This is a genomic window from Pandoraea aquatica (assembly GCF_902459565.1).
Taxonomy (GTDB): domain Bacteria; phylum Pseudomonadota; class Gammaproteobacteria; order Burkholderiales; family Burkholderiaceae; genus Pandoraea; species Pandoraea aquatica.
Genome location: NZ_CABPSN010000001.1, coordinates 530,857 through 549,044, shown reverse-complemented (window position 1 = coordinate 549,044; position 18,188 = coordinate 530,857). Strand labels below are relative to the sequence as shown.

The following is an 18,188-nucleotide window of genomic DNA, read 5'->3' as shown; positions in this document are numbered from 1 at the left end:
TTACTGCCCCAGCACTTGCCCTCGGAACGAGCGGAAAGCGCGCCACATTTCCTGCGCGAAAAGCTCAGGTTCTTCGAACGCGGCAAAGTGTCCGCCTGCGGCGACTTCGTTCCAGTAGAACACCGTCTCCCACGCCTGCTCGGCCCAGTGACGCGGCGGGTTGAACGTCTCCGCAGGAAAGAGGCTCGCGCCCATCGGAATCTCGATCTTGCCGCCGCCCGAGCGGCCCGGCGAGAAGAATTCGTGACTGCGGATCGTCTCGCCGACCCCTTCCCAATACAACCGCGATGCCGATGTACCGGTGCCGGTGAACCAGTAGAGGGAAATGTCGTCGAGCATCTGGTCGAGACTTAGCGCGTCTTCCGGTTTGCCCTGATTGTCGGTCCAGTCCCAGAACTTCTCGTACATCCACATCGCGAGGGCCAGTGGCGAGTCGTTCAGCGCGTAGCCGATGGTCTGCGGACGCGTGTTCATCTGGTCGGCGTAACCCGTGCCTTTGGTCACGAAGTATTCGATGCCTGCAAGCGCTCGGGCTTCCGCTTCGGTGGGGTGCTCGGGCAGTTCAGCAGGCACCACCATCGGCAGATTCACGTGCGCGGCGAGCAGTCCGTCGGGCTTCTGACCGGCGAGTGCCGTCGTGATGGCGGAGCCCCAGTCGCCGCCTTGTGCGACCCAGCGTCGATAGCCGAGACGTTCCGTCATCAACACGCCCCAGGCGCGTGCGATACGCGCCGGGTTCCATCCGAGATCGCGCGGTTTGTCGGAGAAGCCGTAGCCGGGAATCGCCGGGACGACGACGTGGAAAGCATCTTCCGCCTTGCCGCCGAACTTGACCGGGTCGGTCAGCCGCTCGATCACATTGACGAATTCCACGACCGATCCCGGCCATCCGTGCGTGAGCAAAATCGGCATGGCGTTCTCGTGCGGGGAGCGGGCGTGGATGAAGTAGATGCCAACGCCGTCGATACGCGTGCGGAATTGCGGGAAGCCGTTCAGTCGTGCTTCGAAGCGTCGCCAGTCGTAGCGATGCAACCAGTGCTCGACCAGTTGCTGTGCGGCGGCCAGCGGAACGCCTTGCGACCAGTCGTCCACGAGTTCGCGATCGGGCCAGCGAATGCTGGCGAGACGGCGGTGCAGGTCGTCGATGGCGGCGTCGGGCACATGAACTTCGAACGGCGTGACGGCTTCGGTCGCTTCGGGCAGCGTCAGGAGTTGCGGCAAAACAGACATGAAAAACTCCATGAACCGATGTCGATCAGCGAAGTGAGCGACATCGAAAAGGGGGAATGGACGCTAAAATGTAGCGAGTGCCACAATATTAAACATGCGACGGCACGCGCATCAAGTGTTTTTTAGCGGTCGCTACATTTGGAGTACACTTCGCGTCATGGCACGCAAACTCGCATTCGACTACGAGCAGGCGCTCGACCGCGCGACCACGTTGTTCTGGCAACGGGGATACGCCGCGACCGGGCTGCGCGATCTTCTGAAAGTGATGGAGATCGGGGAGGGCTCGTTCTACAACACGCTCAAGAGCAAGAAGCACCTGTATCTGCTGTGTTTGCAGCGCTATCAGGATCAGGTCGTGAGCACGCGCATGCATGCGCTCGCCGCTGCGCCGGATGCCGCATCGGGCATACGCGCATTTTTTGCCGCCGTGCTCGACTGCCTCGACGACCCGCAGACGCCGCGTCTTTGCATGCTGGCGGCGATGGAAGTCGACGAGGTGCTGGCCGAGCCGGAGCTACGCGAGCGCGCCGAGCTGGGGTTGCATCAGTTGCGCTCGGCGCTGGTGAAACGGCTCAAAGAGGATCGCAAGTTGGGCAGATTACCTTCGACGCTGGACGTCGAGACCATCGCTCAGATCCTCGTGACGTTCCTGCAAGGCCTCTGGCGCATGGCGCTGGTCAAGTACGACAAACCGGCTTATGTGCGCCAGATCGATGGCCTGTTGACGGGACTCGGTCTCTGAGGTCAGCGCGGGGCGTTCCACAGGTCGTCGATCGCGCGGATGGCGAGAAGATACCCGTTCGCCCCCGCACCGCAGATCACCGCTGTCGCCGCGACCGAAATCGTCGAATGGCGATACTCCTCCGAGCGCCGGTGAATGTTGGTGATGTGCAACTCCACCACCGGTCGCACCAGTAGCTTGACCGCATCGAGCACTGGAATCCGTCCGAAGGAAAATCCGGCCGGATTCAGGATCAACGCAGCGTCCTGAAGGAACGCTTCCTGAATCCAGTCGACCAGTTCGCTCTCGCTGTTCGTTTGACGGAACACACAGTCGAATTCGAGCGTCGCGGCCAGCTTCAGACAGTTCTGTTCAATGTCCGCCAGCGTGGTGGTGCCGTAGAGCTGCGGCTCTCGCAAACCCAGCATGTTCAGGTTGGCGCCGTTAAGGATGTAGAGTTTTCGGGTCATGACGTCAGTGAGTGGATGATCGGTCCAGGGGCGTGCCTTTCGTCTCGGGAGAGATGGCGATCATCAGGAAGGAAAGCAGGTTCAGTGAGCCGCACACCGCCACGATGGCCCAGGGCGAACCGTGGAAGGCATTGAGGAGCGCCACGGCGACGATGGGCATCGGTCCGCCCGTCAGCAGATTGGCTCCCGAATACGACAGGGCGGACCCGGTGTAACGGGCTTCGGTCGGGAAGGACTCCGCGAACCACACGGGCTGAATGCCGCTCTGGAACTGCGTGAAACCGAGGAACGCGCCCATCACGGCCATCGTCAGGGCCAGCGAGTTCTGGCCCAGGATCGGGAAGTAGATCAGACAGCAGACCAGCGTACAGAACGAACCGAGCAGCAGCGCGCGCTTGCGTCCGATCCGGTCGCTCAGATAGCCACCTGCCAGCGCACCCACGATGGCGCAGACGTTCGCCACCATCAACAGCATGAACCCCGTTTGCTTGGGCACGCCGAGCTGTTTGGTCAGGTAGCTGAGCGAGAACACCACGATCAGGTAGAACAGCGCAGCCGGGCCACAGAAGAACAGCGTCAGACGAAGCGCCGTGCGCCAGTGATGCTTGAAGACGATGCCGAGCGGGTTCGACACGCGCGCGCGCTGTCCATCCTTTTTGAGTGCTTCGAACGCAGGCGTCTCGCTGACCTTGCGGCGAATGTAGATCCCCAGCAGCACGAGCACGAAGCTGGCGAGGAACGGCACGCGCCATCCCCACGACTCGAAGGCGTCCGGCGAGAGCAGACCGGCCAGCGCGAAGAGCGAGAAGTTGGCGAGGATCTGGCTCAGCGGCGAGCAGATGCCCAGTAACCCCGAATACCACCCGCGCCGCTCGGCGCTTGCGTGTTCCACGGCCATCAGTTGCGCACCGGTCGACTCGCCGCCAAGGGCGAAGCCCTGAATGATGCGCAGCGTCACGAGCAGCGTCGGTGCAATGATGCCGACTTGCGCGTACGTGGGTAGCAGCCCCATCAGAAACGACGAAGCGCCCATCACCGACACGGTGATCAGCATCAGCTTGCGGCGTCCCCAGCGGTCGCCGAGCATGCCGCAAATCACTGCGCCGAGCGGGCGTGCTGCCAGTCCGGCCCAGAAGCTCGCCAGCGAAGCGAGCAGCGACGCCGTCGGGTCGAGCGACGGAAAGAATAGCTTGGGAAAGATCGTGGCCGCGACCACACCGTAGAGCGCGAAGTCGAACCATTCGAGCGCCGTGCCGACCGTCGCCCCCGCGACCGCCCGACGCGCCATCAATTGGGCCTGCGTGGATTGTGCTTCCACGTTCAGGTCCGAATCCACCAAAGTTGACATGTTGTCTCCTGAGTTCTCGATATATTGAAACGTTCGTTTCTGGCGACGAACAAGTGCTATTGTTTGCGCGCACCGGAGAGGTCGTTCCAGACCGGAACTCCATTCCACATTATGGAAGATGACGTCGGATGTCACTAAAGAACGGGCTGAGAATTCTCGATTTGCTGGCGTCGGAAGGTGAGGGCGCAGGCCTTGTCGCGATTGCCGAAGCGCTGTCGCTGCCGCGTAGCACCTGTCATCGCGTGCTGACCGAACTGGTCGAGAGCGGGTACGTCAGGCAACTGGTCGATCACGGCCGCTACATCCTCACGATGCGCATGACGTCGAACGGACTCGAATTCCTGAGTCTGACGGGCATTGCGGACATCGCACAGCCGATCATCGAGCGTCTCGCCGCGCAGACGGCCGGGCTGGTGCGCTTGTCGCTGGTCGACTGCGACGCGATCATCTGGGTCGGCCGCGCCGACGGGCAGCGAACGGGCTTTCGCTACGATCCGGACATGGGGCATGCGGCTCAACTCTCGTGCACGTCGACGGGCCATGCGTGGCTCATGACGATGACCGACGAACAGGCGGCATCGCTCGTGCTCAAACAAGGCTTCGGGCCGCCGAACGAGTTCGGACCGAACGCACCGACGACGCTCAAGGCATTGCTGGGTTTTCTGCATGCCGCACGCGTGCGGGGTTACGCGATGATCGACGAAGTCTTCGCACCAAGGATGGCGGCGGTGGCGGTGCCGGTCGTGAGCGGTTCGCGTTGCGTGGGCGTCATTAGTCTCGCCGGGCCCCGCGTGCGGCTCACCGCGAAGAAGATCCACGAGTTCTCGGGACTGATGCTCGAAGCGGCCAACGAGCTGGCGCAACTGAGCAATATGGCGGGCTTTCCGAGCCGTCCGCCGCTGGGCAAGGGATAAGCGCTCACGTTGATGCGCCGTGAACGGGAATCGCGGCGATAATCGTGGGCTACCCAATGGAGCATCAGATGGACAAGCGCAATCAACACGATGTAGCGCACGCGGGGCCGGAGGCGGTGAGCGTGAACGTACCGAGCGATTTCAGCAGAATTGAGGTGCCCGCGCGTCTCAAGGAGCAGTTGTTGTTCATGCGCGAAGTGGATGCGCTCAAAGAGACCTGGCGCAACACGTTGCTGATCACCGGCAAGCGTTTCGAGAACGATGCCGAGCACAGCTGGGAAATGGCGTTGATGGCGACGGTGCTGGCCGAGTATGCGCCGCAGGGCACGCAGATTGCCCGCGTCATGCTGATGCTGCTGATTCACGATCTGGTCGAGATCGACGCAGGCGACACGTATGCGTACGACGCTGTGGCAGCTCAGGATCAGCACGAACGCGAGCAGGCCGCGGCCGACCGCATCTTCAATCTGCTGCCCTCGGATCAGGCGAAATCGTATCGTGCGTTGTGGGAGGAGTTCGAAGCGCGCGAGACGGTGGACGCCAAGTTCGCGCGCGCAATGGACCGGCTTCAGCCGTTGCTTCACAGCTATCACACGCACGGTCGTGTCTGGAGCGAGCGCTCGATCAAGGCGTCGCAGGTGCGCAAGCTGATGCATGTGATCGGCGACGCATCTCCCGCGCTCGGCCAACTCGCCGACCGGATGATCGCCGACGCTATCGACAGCGGCTTCCTCGAAGACAACTGACCGCTGGCGTCGGAATCTAGCGGCCGAATCTAGCGACAGATCTCCGCGATCTGCTCGCGCAGCCATCGGTGCGCGGGGTCGACGTCGCGTCGGGCGTGCCATACCGCCTGAAACAGAAATGGCGGGATCGCAAACGGCGCGGCGAAGCGTCGCAACTGACGGTCGTGGCGCAGATGCGCGACGGCCGTTTGCGCGACCGTCAGAATCAGATCCGTCCCCGCAATCAGCTCCGGCGCGATGCTCCAGTGCGGCAACGTAACAGCGACGCGCCGCGTGTGTCCCAGTTCCCCTAGCGCCTGATCGATTTCGTTGTCCGCCCCCGGACGCATCGCGACCAGCACATGCGGACGGGCCAGCCAGGCCTCCATCGTCAGGGCGCCACGCGCAGGCAACGTTGCGCGATCCGCCAGACAGACAAACGCTTCTTTGAACAGCGTCTGCGTCTCCAATTCTCCCGGAAACTCGTGAAACACACCCAACGCCAAATCGATTTCACCGTCGAGTAGCTGGGTGAGCATCGCTTCGCGGCTCGCCTGTGTGGCGGCGAGATCGATGCCCGGTGCCTGCTCGCGCACGCGACGCGTCAGTTGCGGCAGCGAGACGCGCGAGCCGTAATCGGATAGCGCGATACGAAACGTCCGCTTCGCCCGGCGAGGATCGAATGCCGGTGCGTGCAACAGTCCTTGCAACTGATCGAGTGCGTCTTCGAGCGGACGTTGCAGTTCCAGCGCTCGCGAAGTCAGTGCGAGGCCACCGTCGCGCCGTACCAGCAGCGGGTCGTCGAAGATGCCGCGCAACTGCGCGAGCGCATGGCTTACTGCCGGCTGACTGCGATGCAGCCGCAGCGCCGCGCGCGACACATGACGCTCTGCCAGCAAGGCATGCAGCGTCAGCAACAGATTGAGGTCGATTCGACGCAGATCATCCATTTCACGAATAGTTTGTGTGACCAATTCGAATTTCCATTATTGAAATGGATGATTCATGCTGAAGGCAAGCGAAATTTACGAATAGAGAGGTCACCTCATGAATGCATCCCTAACCCCCCAAATCCCCGCGACAGTCCTGCTGCCGCTCGTCATCGCGATGCTGGCGGGCGCTGTCGTTCCGTTTCAGGCTGGCAGTAATGCGGCGCTCGGGCGTGCGCTCGGGCACCCGCTGTGGGCGACGGTGGCGTCGTTGCTCGTCAGCCTCATTGTGGTGCTCCCCGTGCTGATCGGTATGCGGGCCGGCTTGCCGGACATCGGCACCGCCGCGCGCGGGCCGTGGTGGCTCTGGATCGGCGGCATTGCCGGCGTCGCCTACATCACGGCGGCGCTGGTGCTCACGCCGCGTCTGGGGGCGGCGAACTTCATCGTCTGTGTGGTCGCGGGGCAGGTTGTCGCGTCGCTGGTCATCGACCACTTCGGGCTGATGGGACTTGCCACCAAGCCGGTCAATCTCGCGCGCATTGCAGGTGTCGCGCTCATTGTCCTCGGCATGCTCGTCGTGCAATGGGGAACGCGTGCTGCGTCGACCGCGTCGGCCGGTTCGGCAGGGTCGGTCGCGGCGAAGTCTGTCGTTTCCTGAGGGACGCACCACCCGCATCGTCGTCACCCGTTCGGCATTGCATTCAACGTCGATGTAGTCAGGTGGCTTGATATATGTGATGGATACGCAATTAGCGGTGTCTGCCCCCATTCCGCTGCATGTTTCCACCGGTGGAACGCCTTGTCTGGCGGGCGTTTGCGGGGCCTCGCGCGAATTTGTCGATGCAAGGCTCAAGTTTCGTCAAAAGCACTCGTTAAGTCTCGTCAGAGGTACCGAAAGCGGTACCTCTGAGGTACGAGAGAGACAGTGACCTGCCGCGCGTGCCGACGGCAGGTTGAAAACAAGCCCCCAGGACGAATCGCACAACCACCGATGTTCAAGAATCTGAGTATCAGCAAACGGCTCGCCGCCGCCTTTTCCCTCAACGTTCTCATGCTGTTGGTCGTGGCGGTCGTCGCCGTGACGAAGATGGCGACGATGGACACGAACACGCAGCTCATCGTGTCCGACCTGAACAACAAGATTCTCGAATTCCATAACCTGAAGGATCGCGCGGCCTATGTGGCTGTGCTGCTGCGCGACATCGCGATGTCCGAAGATGCGTCGCAGCTCGAGGCGCGTCTGAAGAAGATCGACGAGTTGCGTCAGGCGAACCTGAAGAGCATCGACGGCATGGCGACGATGTTCTACACGGAGAAGGGCAAGGCGCTCTATCAGACGCTCACACAGGCCAGCGCGGAGTACGGCAAGCAGCTCGATACGTTCAAAACGCTCGTGCACAACGGCGACTATGCCGGCGCGAAGGCGCAACTGCTGGGCAGTCTCCAGACGGCACAACTGGCGTTCTTCTCGCCGCTCGACGACCTGATGGGCGTCGGCAAGGCGGTCAGTGCGAAGGAAGCCGCCGATGCAAACGACGCCTATCTGTCCGCACGCGTGTGGCTGTTCGCCACGTTGTTGCTGTCGGTGACGTTGTCCGTGGTGGCCGGTGTGGCGATCGCACGCTCGGTGACGCGTCCTGTGCGCGCCGTCTCGGAGGGCGCTTCGGCGCTCGCTAACGGCGATCTGACGCATCGCGTGCAAGTGGAAAGCCGCGACGAAATTGGCGAGATGGCCAACGCGTTGGATACGGCCATCGCACAACTGAGTCATCTGGTGCGCAACATTCAGGGTGCATCGGGCGCCATCGACACCGCAGCGCGCGAGATCGCGCAGGGCAACACGGATTTGTCGCAGCGTACGGAAGAGCAAGCCGCGTCGCTTGAGGAGACGGCGGCATCGATGGAAGAGCTGACGTCGACCGTGCGTCAGAACGTCGAGCATGCTGTCGAGGCGAAGCGTCTGTCGCAAGAGGCGTCGGGCGTGGCCGATGCCGGGGCGCACAGCGTGCGTGCCGTCGTGGAAACGATGCAGGCCATGGCCAGCGCCTCGGCCCGCATGAGCGAGATGATCACCGCTATTGAAGGCATTGCTTTCCAAACCAACATTCTTGCGCTCAATGCGGCGGTGGAAGCGGCGCGTGCGGGCGAGCAAGGTCGCGGATTCGCCGTTGTGGCTGGTGAAGTGCGCACACTCGCGCAGCGCTCGGCGGGCACGGCCAAGGACATTCGTGAGCTGATCGCAGCATCCGTTCAGCAGGTACAAGATGGTTCGACGCGTGTGGAAGTCGCCGGTCGCACCATGGATCAGATCGTGGTGTCCGTGCGTCGTGTGAGTGAACTCATCACGGAAATCGCCGCGGCGAGCGACGAGCAGGCGCGCGGTATCGAACAGGTCAATCAGGCCGTCGCCCAGATGGATCAGGTGACGCAGCAGAACGCTGCGCTCGTCGAAGAGGCTGCGGCGGCCGCCGAGCATATGCGCCAGCAGGCCGCCGACCTTGTGAGCGAGACGTCGAAGTTCCGCGTGGATAGCGGTGTCGGCGCACGCGGCGAAGCTGCGTATCGCCAGGCGTCGACGACGCCGCGACTCGCAGTCCCGGACGACAGGCATCTGCGCGCCGTCGCCTGACGACGCGCGCACCGCCGTCTTCTCGTCAAGCGGCGACGGCGACCGTCGCGCCATCAGCCGCCTTCGCACCGAACGCGGTGTCGATGGCGGCGACAGCCTCCACCAACTGCTGCGCAAGCGCCGGCGACGCACTCGTCATCGGTGCGCGCAGCACGTCTTCCAACCAGCCTTCGCGCGCGAGCCACGCCTTCACCGGGCCGGGGTTCGCTTCGGCAAACAGCAACTTCACAACCGGCATGAGCGCATGAAAGAGCACACGTGCGACGTCGAGCTGTTGCGCGCGTACGGCACGATAAAGCGCCGCGAAATGGGCCGGACGGCAATGCGACGACGCAATGATTGCCCCATGACCGCCCATCGAGAGCGTCGACAACAGTTGATGATCTTCACCGGCGAGCACAGATAGACGCCCGTCGGCGATCAGCGCCTGCGTTGTGTGCGCGTTGCCGCCGCAGTCCTTGATGCCACGAATATTGGCGTGACCGGCCAGCGTGAGCAATGTCTCCAAGGTGAGCGTGGCCCCTGTGCGATACGGAATGTCGTAGAGCACCAGCGGCGCGGCCGAACGGTCGGCCAGCGCGTGGAACCAGTCGACGAGCCCCGCCTGCGACGGGCGGATGTAATACGGCGCAGGCGTCAGCACGCCCGCAAGCGGCAGCGCGTTCAGGGCGTCCATGCGCGTGAGCGTATGCCCGAGGTGATTCCCTGCGAGCCCAGCGATAACCGGCATCCCATCGGCTTCGGCCAATACGGTCTCGAGCACGGAAATTTGTTCGTTGTCTTCCAACGCGGCCGCTTCGCCGGTCGTGCCGCAGATCACGAAGCCCGCAATCCCCGAGTGACGATAGTGCGCGACGAGCCGTCGCAGTGCGGTGTGATCAACAGGCGTGTGTGCGCCTTCGCGCTTGAACGGCGTGATGAGCGGCAGCCAGATTCCTCGGAACCCGGACGGTGCGCAAAGCGAGGCCGGCTGGGCGGCGGCGTTAGGCGATTGCGTGTCTTGCATGGTGTCTCCCTGATACGAATGCGATGAACGTGGGGTGACCTTGTACGGAAACCGTTCAGCAGGGCGACGCAAGATTTGACGCGTGTTCGGGGCAGATTGGCCGGTGATGCGGGGCGGTGCAGGTATTGCAGGCGCGCACTGGGCGCTGGGCGGGACTGCCGGTCCACGTGGCTATTCCGTCGCTCAACTGACGGAACAGCACGCTCCGGTCAGTTGAGCGACTGTTTTTTGCTTTTGACGAACGCACCCCGTTGTCCCGAAAGGACAACGCGCAAAGCCTGCGAGCGGTGGGTGGCGGAATTCGTCATGCGGTGACTCTATACGCAATGCGCGTGGGACGTCAAGCAAATCAGCCTGCTGCGGCGCGATCGAGCGTGGCGATATCGATCTTGTGCATGGTCATCATCGCTTCCATCGCACGGCGCGCTTTGGCGACGTCGGGATCGGCCATGAGGTCGAGCAGCCGCTTCGGGGTGATCTGCCACGAGAATCCCCAGCGGTCCTTGCACCAGCCGCAAGCCGATTCGGCGCCGCCGTTGCCAATGATGGCGTTCCAGTAGCGGTCGGTCTCCTCCTGATCCTTTGTGACGACCATGAAGCTGATTGCCTCGTTCGGCTTGAACTCAGGACCACCATTCAGGCCGACGAACGGCTGGCCCAGCACGGTGAACTCGACCGTCAGTTCCTGCCCTGCGCCAATGCCCGGAATGGGCGAGACGTGGCGTGCCTGAACGTGACTGTCGGGAAAGGTCGCTGCGTAGAATTCGGCGGCCTGGCGGGCCTCGCCGTTGAACCAAACACATGTGACGAGCTTCGTCATGAATGTCTCCTGTCGTGATTCGCCAACGCGAAGAAGCGGGCTAAAAAAGCGGGCTAAAAAGCGGGCGAAGGTGAGTCAGGTTACTACACCGGTTCGTTGCGGAAGTCGGGCATCCCACGGCCGGTGTAGAGCGACGGTGCCGCGCGTGAGTACGCCGCCGCCAGCTGGAAAGCCGTGAGGTCGTCTAGCGTGTTGGACACGATCTGCATGCCTATCGGGACGTTGCCCGGACCGATACCGGCGGGCGCAGAGACCACCGGATACAGGCCTAGCAGATTCCATACCCACGTCATCACAAACTTCAGGCCGGTGCTTGGCTGGCCGCCGATCTTGACCGCGTCGGTCCCCGGTTGAAGACCGTGTTCGGCAGGGATGAGCGGTGTGCCCAGCGTCGGCATGATGAGCGCGCGATAGCCCTTCAGAAACACAGTCTCCTGCACGCGGCGCTGGTACTCGTTGAGCAATTCCTCCGCTCGCACCAGCGCTTGTGGCCCGGTCTTGCCCCGCATCCGTTCGAACATCATGCGGGTGTAGGGCATGAGCTGATCCGGGTGCTGCATCGCCTCCGTCATCATGCCTCCCATGCTAGACGACATCAGGCCGATCAGGTAGGTCTCCATGTCGTCGGCACTGAATCCGATGTCCACCGTCTCGACCGTCACGCCGAGGCGGCGCAGCGTGGCGATGGCCTGTTCCATCGCGCGGGTGACGGCAGGGTCGAGCGGCGTCAGATGCGTGGCGGGGTCGTAGGCGACTTTCCAACCCGACACGCCTTCATACCGCGACGGATAGCGCAGACGCGGACGCAACGAGCTATGAATGAGCGGATGCGGGCCGACCATCGCGTCGGTGAGCAGATTCATGTCGTCGAACGTTCGGGCGAGCGGTCCCTCGGCTTCATACGGCACTTCGCTCGTCGGCACGCGGCCAAAGGGGGGCTTGAAGCCGTACAGACCGCATTGGGACGCCGGGATACGGATCGAGCCGCCCATGTCGGAGCCGAGTGCGAGTGTCGTGAATCCGGCGGCCAGTGCGGCCCCCGACCCACCGGACGAGCCACCCGGCGTGTAGGCGAGATTCCACGGGTTGCGCGTGGTGCCCCACAGCTTCGTCGCCGTCGTCATCCACACGTAGAACTCGGGCACGGTGGTCTGAATGTGGAAGATCGCGCCTGCCGCGCGAAGGCGTTCGGCAACCGGGCCGTCATCCAATGCGGGTGGCGCGTCCTTGAGCAGGGTCGAGCCCATCGTCGTGCGCCAGCCGTTGACGGCATATTCGTCCTTGACCGCGATGGTCACGCCTTCGAGTGGCCGGGGATTGCCGCGCCGATAGCGCGCGGCGGCCTCATGGGCAGCGGCGCGAGCGTCTTCGAAATGCCGGACGGTGATGCAGTTCACCTTGCTGTCGAGTGCCTCGATGCGGCGGATTTGTGCGTCGAGGACGTCGAGCGGCGAGAGGCTCCCTCGCCGAAATTGCGCGATCAGATCGGTCGCGCTGAGGTAGGCCGGGTCCGTCGCCGCATGGGCGCGCACCGGCGTGCCTGCGAGGAGTGTGGCACCTGCGGTGGCCCCGGCAAGGTGCCCGGAAATCCGAAGAAAATCACGTCGGTCGACCATGAATCGTTCTCCTGAATGTCCTGCGAAGGCATCGAGCGATCACTATATCGCAACGCAGAACAGCTATCGGTGGTGAGTCGTTGATCTTCGCAGGGTACTTAATTCGTATTCCGATGTAGTTAAGAGAATAAAAATAATTGATGAATTCTCGGGGTCATCGCGTCGATATCAATCGATGGACCGTGGGGTAACTGGTGACCTCCGTCGCCCGGAAAGCCCCGTCGCGCGGGCGCCACGGGTCTGTTTTGCCGGTTGCTTATTTGAAAAGTCCAAGTGACAATCACCGAAACCCGGGCAGTCAAAAATATCGGGGGGAAGAAGGGCGGGCAATAACGAATAAGAATCGGGACAAGATGGCAGCCAAAGTAGTGAAGTATTCGCGCGACGGGGTAATTTATTACGAAATTCGAGGCGCTTTACCGGACGGCACGCGATACGTCGACCGGGTGGGCTTCAGCGAACGGGAGTTGGAATTCCGTCATCTGGTGGCGGCAAGAATCAAGCTGCTGCGCACCGAGTACGCGGCGGCATGCAACAGGGTGCAGGCGGAATGCGCGGCCGATGTCGTCACGCCGCGTTGGGTCAAACAATTGATTTTTTAAGCGAATTCGGTCAGCCCGGCCGGCCGGTCCGGGCAATGACCGTCGCAGGAAGGCAATCGCAAGTCTTGCGTTGTCATGGTGATGAAATATTCACATGTTGAGATTGCCTTATGCGGGCAGGGCGCTTCATGGCCGTTCGAAATAAATGGAATTCGTAACAAAAGACGTCCTGGCAAGTTGCATGGAGTTGCTGCTGGACGCCGTATTTCTCGTCAATCGGTCCGGAACTCTCGTGTATGTGAGTCCGGCCTGCGAAGCTATTCTCGGCTATAGCTCGCAAGAGTTGATGGGGCGCTCGATGATCGATTTCGTGGCGAAAGAAGACCGCGACAGGACCATCGAAGAATCGAAGCTGGTCATGGCGGGACGCCCGCGGATCGGGTTCGAAAACCGTTACATCCACAAGGACGGCCATTACGTCCACATCATGTGGTCGGCGCGCTGGTCCGAAGAGCACGGCATGCGTATCGGCGTCGCCCGCGACGTCTCGGCCCGCAAGCGGGCCGAAGCCTTACAGCGCGCCACCTACTCGATCTCCGAAGCGGCTCACGACGCCGCCGACATCCGCTCCCTCTGCAAGGCCGTCCACGACACGCTCGGCACGTTGTTTCCCATCGACGCTATCGTCGTCGCGACTTGCGACGCCGAGCTGCGCGTGTGGGACAAGGCATATCAGTACCGCGACAGTACGGAGGTCCCGCTGCTCGACTGGACGCAGGCAGAATCGCTCTCGACGCACGCGACCAATGCGCAGGAACCGCTCTGGCAATTGATCGAGACGGTGCCCGATACCGACCCCACGACGGACGCCGTGCACGTGCGCACGGAACCGCTCTCACTGGACGCATTGCACGACGGCGTCGAAGCCGCACGGCACGCGCTGGCCGTATTGCCCATGCATACGGCGCGCCGCGCCGTCGGCACGCTCATGATTTACGGTCCCGTGAAGGCGTTGCAGGCGGAAGCGGCACAGCGGCTGCTGGCGTTCGTCTGCGATCAGACGGCGTTGGCCATCGAGCGCAAGCAGCTCATCGACGATCTCTACAAGGCGGCGCGGTTCGACGAGCTGACCGGACTGCCGAACCGCCGCACGTTCGGCGAATTCGCCAGCGAAGCGGTACGCCGCGCGCAGCGCACCAACGGCAAGCTGGCGCTGCTCTTTGCCGATATCGATGGATTCAAGGACGTGAACGACAGCCTCGGGCACGCGACCGGCGATTTGCTGCTCAAGGAGATCGGACGCCGCATGAAGGCCGGAGTGACCGACTGCGGCTTTGTGGCGCGCCATTCGGGCGATGAGTTCGTCGCTATCGTGCAGGACGCCGAGATCGTCGAGCGCATCGACTTCGCCGTGAACCGGCTACGCGCGGAGATCGAACGGGCGATCTCGGTCAACGATGCGAGCCTGACGGTGCGGGTGAGCGTGGGCGTGGCCGTGTTCCCTGACGATGGCGAGTCGATGAGCGAACTGATCCGCGTGGCCGATCAGCGCATGTACGCCAACAAGGCAGCGCGCAAGTCAGGTGGCGCCAGTTTTCTCGAACGGCTGATGTGACGCCGCACTGAACCTCGTTGTGCCGCGTCGCCTGCATGCCCCCAGTGTTATCCCAACGTCTGCGTCGGCCAGACCATTTCGATTTCGACGGCAATCGAGCGCGCGAGACCGTCGAGGTCCGGAAACAGCGACGCGTTCGTCACGTTCATCCGGTAGAGCCATTTCATGGCGTCGGCGCGCAGCGCGACCGGCAGCACGATCTTGCGCAGCAGCGGTTCGTCGCTCTCGTAGCCGTCCAGAATGCGATGCATCGGCCGGTCGATCACGCCCGGCACGACGAACGTGCCTGACTGCGCAATCAGGCGGCCATCCATTTCCTCCGGCTCGCCGAACCAGACCACCTCGTTGTCGTTGCCGAGGAAGTACTTCTCCATATTGCCCTTGACGCGCGGGTCGATCGTATCGCGCGTGAGCCACGGCGCATGGCGCGGGCGTGCGCGGTCGTCGTACAGCGCGGGGGTGTTCAGCGCAAAGATCGCGGAGTCGGACGTTGCGCGTTCCAGGGCGAAAAACGCCGCGACGAACGGCGACTTGGTGAAATCGAGCAGACGGGTGGGTGCGCCATGGTGCTGCATCAGCCCAAGGCAGCGCAGATCGTCGTGCAGCAGTTCGGGCCAGGGCACATGGTTGTGCGCTTTGCGACGAAAGATGCGAATTGCGCGGGCCTCGCGGCTGCGCCACTGTTCCTTGTCCGACACGTAGGCGTGCAGGTAGCGGGACAGCGAACTTTGCAGATGCCAGCGAGCGTCTTGCTGCCCGCGAAACGCCCAGCCTTCGAAGCGGGAGGACAGCTCCATGAAATCCTTCCAGCTTTCGACGACGGTGGTGTCCATAGTGGGCGAAATCCTTGAGTCGGCGTGCCACGGTGCCCTGTGCCGCCATGCGATTTTTGTGAGGACGCCAAGGCGCAGCGAGTGCGACATGGCGTCGGCCACTATAGTACGGCGTCCGTGACAGCTCAAGCGCGAAGGGGCCGTTCGCGCAGACTTACGTTCAGCCCGAGGCGGCGATTATGGTCGTTGCGGCGCTGATCATCCATGCGCCTGCATACAGACCCAGCCCGAACACCGTGTGCGTCAGCAGACTTCGCAGTCGTGCCTGTGCCGGTTTCGGCGTTTTGCTCGCCGCGACGCCGGCACCGAACGCAGGTTGCATGACGAAGAAGGGCATCACGACGGTGGCGATGCCGACCGCGAGCGCCGGGGGCCACGTCGGCGCGTCCAGCCACGCGGCACCCGTGACCATCACGAGGCCGGCCGCGAAGCCGACACCGATGGCGTAGTGCGCGAACCACCCGAGTGCTTTCTCGCCGACGACGGGCGTCGCACGGGCGATGCCCGCGTGCGTGAAGCGACCGGCACGCATATGCCCGAGCCAACGTCCAACCATCGCGAAGTCGAGCGATGCGATGCCGAAGACCCGGCGAAGCAGCAGCGCCCAGAGGTCCATCACGACCGTGGCGAATACGCCGATCGCAAGGATCTGCGCGGCGAGTGTGAGCGTTGTCATTGTCAATCTCCTGAATCGATAGTGCCTCTGCGCCGAGACGGCGAGTGCGCGATTAGGGCACTATACGAATTCAAGTCAACTTGAAGTCAAGCGGGAGTCTCGACATGACACTGGACATTGGCGACGTCGTCGCACGTGCGGGTGTGCCGCCGTCCACGCTGCGGTTTTACGAAGAGAAGGGGCTGATTGCCGCGACGGGCCGACGCGGTTTGCGACGGCAGTACGACGAGTCGGTCTTGCAGACCCTGTCGCTCATCGCGCTGGGCCGCACCGCAGGATTCTCGCTGGACGACATCGCGGAGATGTTGCTGCCGCAAGGCAAGGCGAACATCGACCGCGAGCGGTTGCAGGCGAAGGCGGAGGACATCGACAAGACGATCCGGCAACTGAGCGCATTGCGTGACGGCTTGCGCCACGCGGCGGAGTGCCCTGCGACGGAGCATCTGGCATGCCCGCAGTTTCAGCGCCTGATGCGGCTTGCCAGCATGAAGGGAGTGAAGGGGATCAAGGCGTCGAGGGGCACGAACGCATCCCCGTTGGAGACGCGCTCGCCCCGGTCCGGCAAGGTCACGAAGGCAGGCTGAAGCTGTGTGAGGCTACGGCCGGTCGGCACCGTTCCCGAACGACGCCATCGAACACACGGCCGCCAGACTTCCCGGTGCGGCCGGGCGTGCTTGCAAGGCGCGTTGCGTGTCAGGTGTGCCGATGAGCGCCATCAACCCACACGCCAGCGAGCCGCGCCAGTGCAGGTAGTCGTGTCCGGTGGCGGTCGACGTGTACGTCACGCGATAGCCCTTCGCGCGCAATACATCGCGCATGTGACGGCCGGACGTGCCGATGCCCGTCGGCCCGCGCCGATCTTCGAACAACCCGGATTCAAGGTAGAACTTCACCGGCAAGCGTGGGCCTTCGGCGTACTGACGGATCAACCAGCCGGATTCGCGCGCGTCGGCGTCCCCCGTCGACGGTGCCCACCAGTACGACCCCGACTGCGAGAGCACATTGCCGAACCACTGCGGTGCTTCACGCGCCGCCCATGCCGACGCCAATCCTCCGTAACTCGACCCGGCGACCACCGTGTGTTCGGCGGACGCCGAGACGCCCTGCGCTTTGGCCCACGGCATCAGTTCGTCGGCCAGGAAGCGCGCGAATGCTGGATTCGGCGGCAGTTCCTTGCCCCGGGTGCTGCCGTCGATTACGCCGACGATGAGCGCAGCCGTTCGCGGAATCCGTCCCTCGGCAATCAGGTTGTCGAGAATGACCGGTGTGGGCACGGTGTTCACATAGGCGTGCGCGTCGAACACCACGAGCAGGCCTCGCGAAGCGTCATCCACGCGATATCCCGCAGGACGATAGAGGTAGACGTCACGCGTGTTGCCGAGGATTTTGCTGGTGAAGCGCGTGGCTTGCAGGGTGCCCGCCGGTACGTCGGCACGACGTTCGATCCACGGCTGCGGCGGAGCGTCGGGCAGAACGACCGACGATTTCACGCTGCGTTTGCCGTCGAAGCCTTCCACCGTGAACGGATGGCGGTTGAGCGGGTCGACCTGCAACGTCTTCATGACGGCCCGTCGACGCTCCATGGGCGTGCCTTCGATGTCGGGGACGTCCGGCGCGAGTTGGTAGGACAGCCGCGTGCTGTCGGGGACGACATAGCTGCGATACCAGACGTCGCTGTTGCCCAGCTGGCGCATGTCGTCGTGATCGCCGGACGGCGCGCCCAGAATGCGCACATTGTGCGGGTGACCGCGCCAGAGGAAGGTCATCAGCGACACCTTGCCGGGCGGCGGCGCGAGCGGTGAGGCCATTTCGTCGCCGGTGATGGCACCCGGTGCCGCCGCTTCGATCATCGGCGTGCCCGTCGCACTGACTTCTTGCCAGAAGGCGTCCGTATTGCCGCCAGCGCATAGCGTCGCATTCAACGCGAGCAGACGCGGACTCACGAGTCCGAGCCGGTACTGAGGTGCTTGAGGATCGCTTGTGCAAGCCGCACGTGCGGCGTCGGACGTTGCCGGTCCCGCCAACGCCATGCCGGATGCGCCACCGAAACCTGCGAGCATGACAGCCGCAGCCGTCGCCCGAATCGCAGTGAATTTCAGGAGTGTCATCGT

General features: G+C 63.1%; 18 protein-coding genes. 8 read left to right on the top strand and 10 right to left on the bottom strand.

Annotated elements, in window-relative coordinates:
- On the bottom strand, positions 1-1,230 hold the full coding sequence (locus PAQ31011_RS02290; RefSeq protein WP_217424829.1) for an epoxide hydrolase family protein: 1,230 nt from the start codon (positions 1,228-1,230) through the stop codon (positions 1-3).
- 157 nt (positions 1,231-1,387) lie between these two features.
- On the opposite strand from PAQ31011_RS02290, the gene PAQ31011_RS02285 reads away from it, so the two are divergent.
- Positions 1,388-1,972, top strand: coding sequence for a TetR/AcrR family transcriptional regulator (locus tag PAQ31011_RS02285; protein ID WP_150574288.1), 585 nt, complete (start codon positions 1,388-1,390; stop codon positions 1,970-1,972).
- 2 nt (positions 1,973-1,974) lie between these two features.
- On the opposite strand, the gene PAQ31011_RS02280 is transcribed toward PAQ31011_RS02285, so the two are convergent.
- Positions 1,975-2,421: a type II 3-dehydroquinate dehydratase gene (locus PAQ31011_RS02280; RefSeq protein ID WP_150574287.1), complete on the bottom strand. Its 447-nt coding sequence runs from the start codon at positions 2,419-2,421 to the stop codon at positions 1,975-1,977.
- Positions 2,422-2,425: 4 nt separating this feature from the next.
- The gene (locus PAQ31011_RS02275; protein WP_425495074.1) at positions 2,426-3,769 is read right to left on the bottom strand and encodes an MFS transporter; all 1,344 of its coding nucleotides are present in this window, start codon (positions 3,767-3,769) and stop codon (positions 2,426-2,428) included.
- Between the two features lie 128 nt (positions 3,770-3,897).
- On the opposite strand from PAQ31011_RS02275, the gene PAQ31011_RS02270 reads away from it, so the two are divergent.
- Both PAQ31011_RS02270 and PAQ31011_RS02265 read left to right on the top strand, forming a co-directional pair.
- On the top strand, positions 3,898-4,683 hold the full coding sequence (locus tag PAQ31011_RS02270) for an IclR family transcriptional regulator (protein ID WP_150574286.1): 786 nt from the start codon (positions 3,898-3,900) through the stop codon (positions 4,681-4,683).
- Positions 4,684-4,751: 68 nt separating this feature from the next.
- Entirely contained in the window at positions 4,752-5,429 is a 678-nt protein-coding gene (locus PAQ31011_RS02265) for an HD domain-containing protein (RefSeq protein WP_150574285.1), read from the top strand.
- A gap of 29 nt (positions 5,430-5,458) precedes the next feature.
- Here PAQ31011_RS02265 and PAQ31011_RS02260 read toward each other — a convergent pair whose 3' ends face one another.
- Complete coding sequence (locus PAQ31011_RS02260) at positions 5,459-6,358, bottom strand: LysR family transcriptional regulator (RefSeq protein ID WP_150574862.1); 900 nt, start codon at positions 6,356-6,358, stop codon at positions 5,459-5,461.
- A 97-nt stretch (positions 6,359-6,455) separates the two neighbouring features.
- On the opposite strand from PAQ31011_RS02260, the gene PAQ31011_RS02255 reads away from it, so the two are divergent.
- Together PAQ31011_RS02255 and PAQ31011_RS26840 are read left to right on the top strand one after the other, a co-directional pair.
- Positions 6,456-6,998, top strand: coding sequence for a DMT family transporter (locus PAQ31011_RS02255; RefSeq protein ID WP_150574284.1), 543 nt, complete (start codon positions 6,456-6,458; stop codon positions 6,996-6,998).
- A 333-nt stretch (positions 6,999-7,331) separates the two neighbouring features.
- Complete coding sequence (locus tag PAQ31011_RS26840; RefSeq protein WP_150574283.1) at positions 7,332-8,969, top strand: methyl-accepting chemotaxis protein; 1,638 nt, start codon at positions 7,332-7,334, stop codon at positions 8,967-8,969.
- A 25-nt stretch (positions 8,970-8,994) separates the two neighbouring features.
- Here PAQ31011_RS26840 and dapA read toward each other — a convergent pair whose 3' ends face one another.
- From dapA to PAQ31011_RS02235, 3 genes are all read right to left on the bottom strand, one after another.
- Entirely contained in the window at positions 8,995-9,975 is a 981-nt protein-coding gene (dapA, locus tag PAQ31011_RS02245; RefSeq protein ID WP_150574282.1) for a 4-hydroxy-tetrahydrodipicolinate synthase, read from the bottom strand.
- A gap of 349 nt (positions 9,976-10,324) precedes the next feature.
- Complete coding sequence (locus PAQ31011_RS02240) at positions 10,325-10,795, bottom strand: VOC family protein (RefSeq protein WP_039398153.1); 471 nt, start codon at positions 10,793-10,795, stop codon at positions 10,325-10,327.
- 83 nt (positions 10,796-10,878) lie between these two features.
- The gene (locus PAQ31011_RS02235; protein ID WP_150574281.1) at positions 10,879-12,411 is read right to left on the bottom strand and encodes an amidase; all 1,533 of its coding nucleotides are present in this window, start codon (positions 12,409-12,411) and stop codon (positions 10,879-10,881) included.
- A 353-nt stretch (positions 12,412-12,764) separates the two neighbouring features.
- Here PAQ31011_RS02235 and PAQ31011_RS02230 point away from each other — a divergent pair, with 353 nt between their 5' ends.
- Together PAQ31011_RS02230 and PAQ31011_RS02225 are read left to right on the top strand one after the other, a co-directional pair.
- The gene (locus tag PAQ31011_RS02230; protein WP_150574280.1) at positions 12,765-13,013 is read left to right on the top strand and encodes a hypothetical protein; all 249 of its coding nucleotides are present in this window, start codon (positions 12,765-12,767) and stop codon (positions 13,011-13,013) included.
- 181 nt (positions 13,014-13,194) lie between these two features.
- Complete coding sequence (locus tag PAQ31011_RS02225; protein ID WP_174989878.1) at positions 13,195-14,568, top strand: GGDEF domain-containing protein; 1,374 nt, start codon at positions 13,195-13,197, stop codon at positions 14,566-14,568.
- Between the two features lie 47 nt (positions 14,569-14,615).
- Here the strand turns inward: PAQ31011_RS02225 and PAQ31011_RS02220 are convergent, their stop codons facing one another.
- Together PAQ31011_RS02220 and PAQ31011_RS02215 are read right to left on the bottom strand one after the other, a co-directional pair.
- On the bottom strand, positions 14,616-15,401 hold the full coding sequence (locus PAQ31011_RS02220; RefSeq protein ID WP_150574278.1) for an FRG domain-containing protein: 786 nt from the start codon (positions 15,399-15,401) through the stop codon (positions 14,616-14,618).
- Between the two features lie 160 nt (positions 15,402-15,561).
- Positions 15,562-16,077, bottom strand: a complete 516-nt coding sequence (locus PAQ31011_RS02215) for a DUF2938 domain-containing protein (RefSeq protein ID WP_150574277.1) — start codon at positions 16,075-16,077, stop codon at positions 15,562-15,564.
- Positions 16,078-16,181: 104 nt separating this feature from the next.
- On the opposite strand from PAQ31011_RS02215, the gene PAQ31011_RS02210 reads away from it, so the two are divergent.
- The gene (locus PAQ31011_RS02210) at positions 16,182-16,661 is read left to right on the top strand and encodes a helix-turn-helix domain-containing protein (RefSeq protein ID WP_150574276.1); all 480 of its coding nucleotides are present in this window, start codon (positions 16,182-16,184) and stop codon (positions 16,659-16,661) included.
- Positions 16,662-16,673: 12 nt separating this feature from the next.
- Here the strand turns inward: PAQ31011_RS02210 and PAQ31011_RS02205 are convergent, their stop codons facing one another.
- Positions 16,674-18,185 (bottom strand): enterochelin esterase domain-containing protein, encoded by a 1,512-nt coding sequence (locus tag PAQ31011_RS02205; RefSeq protein WP_246179296.1) that lies wholly within the window; start codon positions 18,183-18,185, stop codon positions 16,674-16,676.
- Positions 18,186-18,188 lie beyond the last annotated feature (3 nt).

Bases quoted from the DNA above. Each gene is read 5' to 3' on its own strand.
- PAQ31011_RS02240 (WP_039398153.1), bottom strand. From the start codon at position 10,795: ATGACGAAGCTCGTCACATGTGTTTGGTTCAACGGCGAGGCCCGCCAG.
- PAQ31011_RS02235 (WP_150574281.1), bottom strand. From the start codon at position 12,411: ATGGTCGACCGACGTGATTTTCTTCGGATTTCCGGGCACCTTGCCGGG.
- PAQ31011_RS02205 (WP_246179296.1), bottom strand. From the start codon at position 18,185: ATGACACTCCTGAAATTCACTGCGATTCGGGCGACGGCTGCGGCTGTC.
- PAQ31011_RS02210 (WP_150574276.1), top strand. From the start codon at position 16,182: ATGACACTGGACATTGGCGACGTCGTCGCACGTGCGGGTGTGCCGCCG.
- PAQ31011_RS02270 (WP_150574286.1), top strand. From the start codon at position 3,898: ATGTCACTAAAGAACGGGCTGAGAATTCTCGATTTGCTGGCGTCGGAA.
- PAQ31011_RS02225 (WP_174989878.1), top strand. From the start codon at position 13,195: ATGGAGTTGCTGCTGGACGCCGTATTTCTCGTCAATCGGTCCGGAACT.
- PAQ31011_RS02215 (WP_150574277.1), bottom strand. From the start codon at position 16,077: ATGACAACGCTCACACTCGCCGCGCAGATCCTTGCGATCGGCGTATTC.
- PAQ31011_RS02290 (WP_217424829.1), bottom strand. From the start codon at position 1,230: ATGTCTGTTTTGCCGCAACTCCTGACGCTGCCCGAAGCGACCGAAGCC.
- PAQ31011_RS02260 (WP_150574862.1), bottom strand. From the start codon at position 6,358: ATGGATGATCTGCGTCGAATCGACCTCAATCTGTTGCTGACGCTGCAT.
- dapA (WP_150574282.1), bottom strand. From the start codon at position 9,975: ATGCAAGACACGCAATCGCCTAACGCCGCCGCCCAGCCGGCCTCGCTT.
- PAQ31011_RS26840 (WP_150574283.1), top strand. From the start codon at position 7,332: ATGTTCAAGAATCTGAGTATCAGCAAACGGCTCGCCGCCGCCTTTTCC.
- PAQ31011_RS02285 (WP_150574288.1), top strand. From the start codon at position 1,388: ATGGCACGCAAACTCGCATTCGACTACGAGCAGGCGCTCGACCGCGCG.
- PAQ31011_RS02275 (WP_425495074.1), bottom strand. From the start codon at position 3,769: ATGTCAACTTTGGTGGATTCGGACCTGAACGTGGAAGCACAATCCACG.
- PAQ31011_RS02220 (WP_150574278.1), bottom strand. From the start codon at position 15,401: ATGGACACCACCGTCGTCGAAAGCTGGAAGGATTTCATGGAGCTGTCC.
- PAQ31011_RS02265 (WP_150574285.1), top strand. From the start codon at position 4,752: ATGGACAAGCGCAATCAACACGATGTAGCGCACGCGGGGCCGGAGGCG.
- PAQ31011_RS02255 (WP_150574284.1), top strand. From the start codon at position 6,456: ATGAATGCATCCCTAACCCCCCAAATCCCCGCGACAGTCCTGCTGCCG.
- PAQ31011_RS02230 (WP_150574280.1), top strand. From the start codon at position 12,765: ATGGCAGCCAAAGTAGTGAAGTATTCGCGCGACGGGGTAATTTATTAC.
- PAQ31011_RS02280 (WP_150574287.1), bottom strand. From the start codon at position 2,421: ATGACCCGAAAACTCTACATCCTTAACGGCGCCAACCTGAACATGCTG.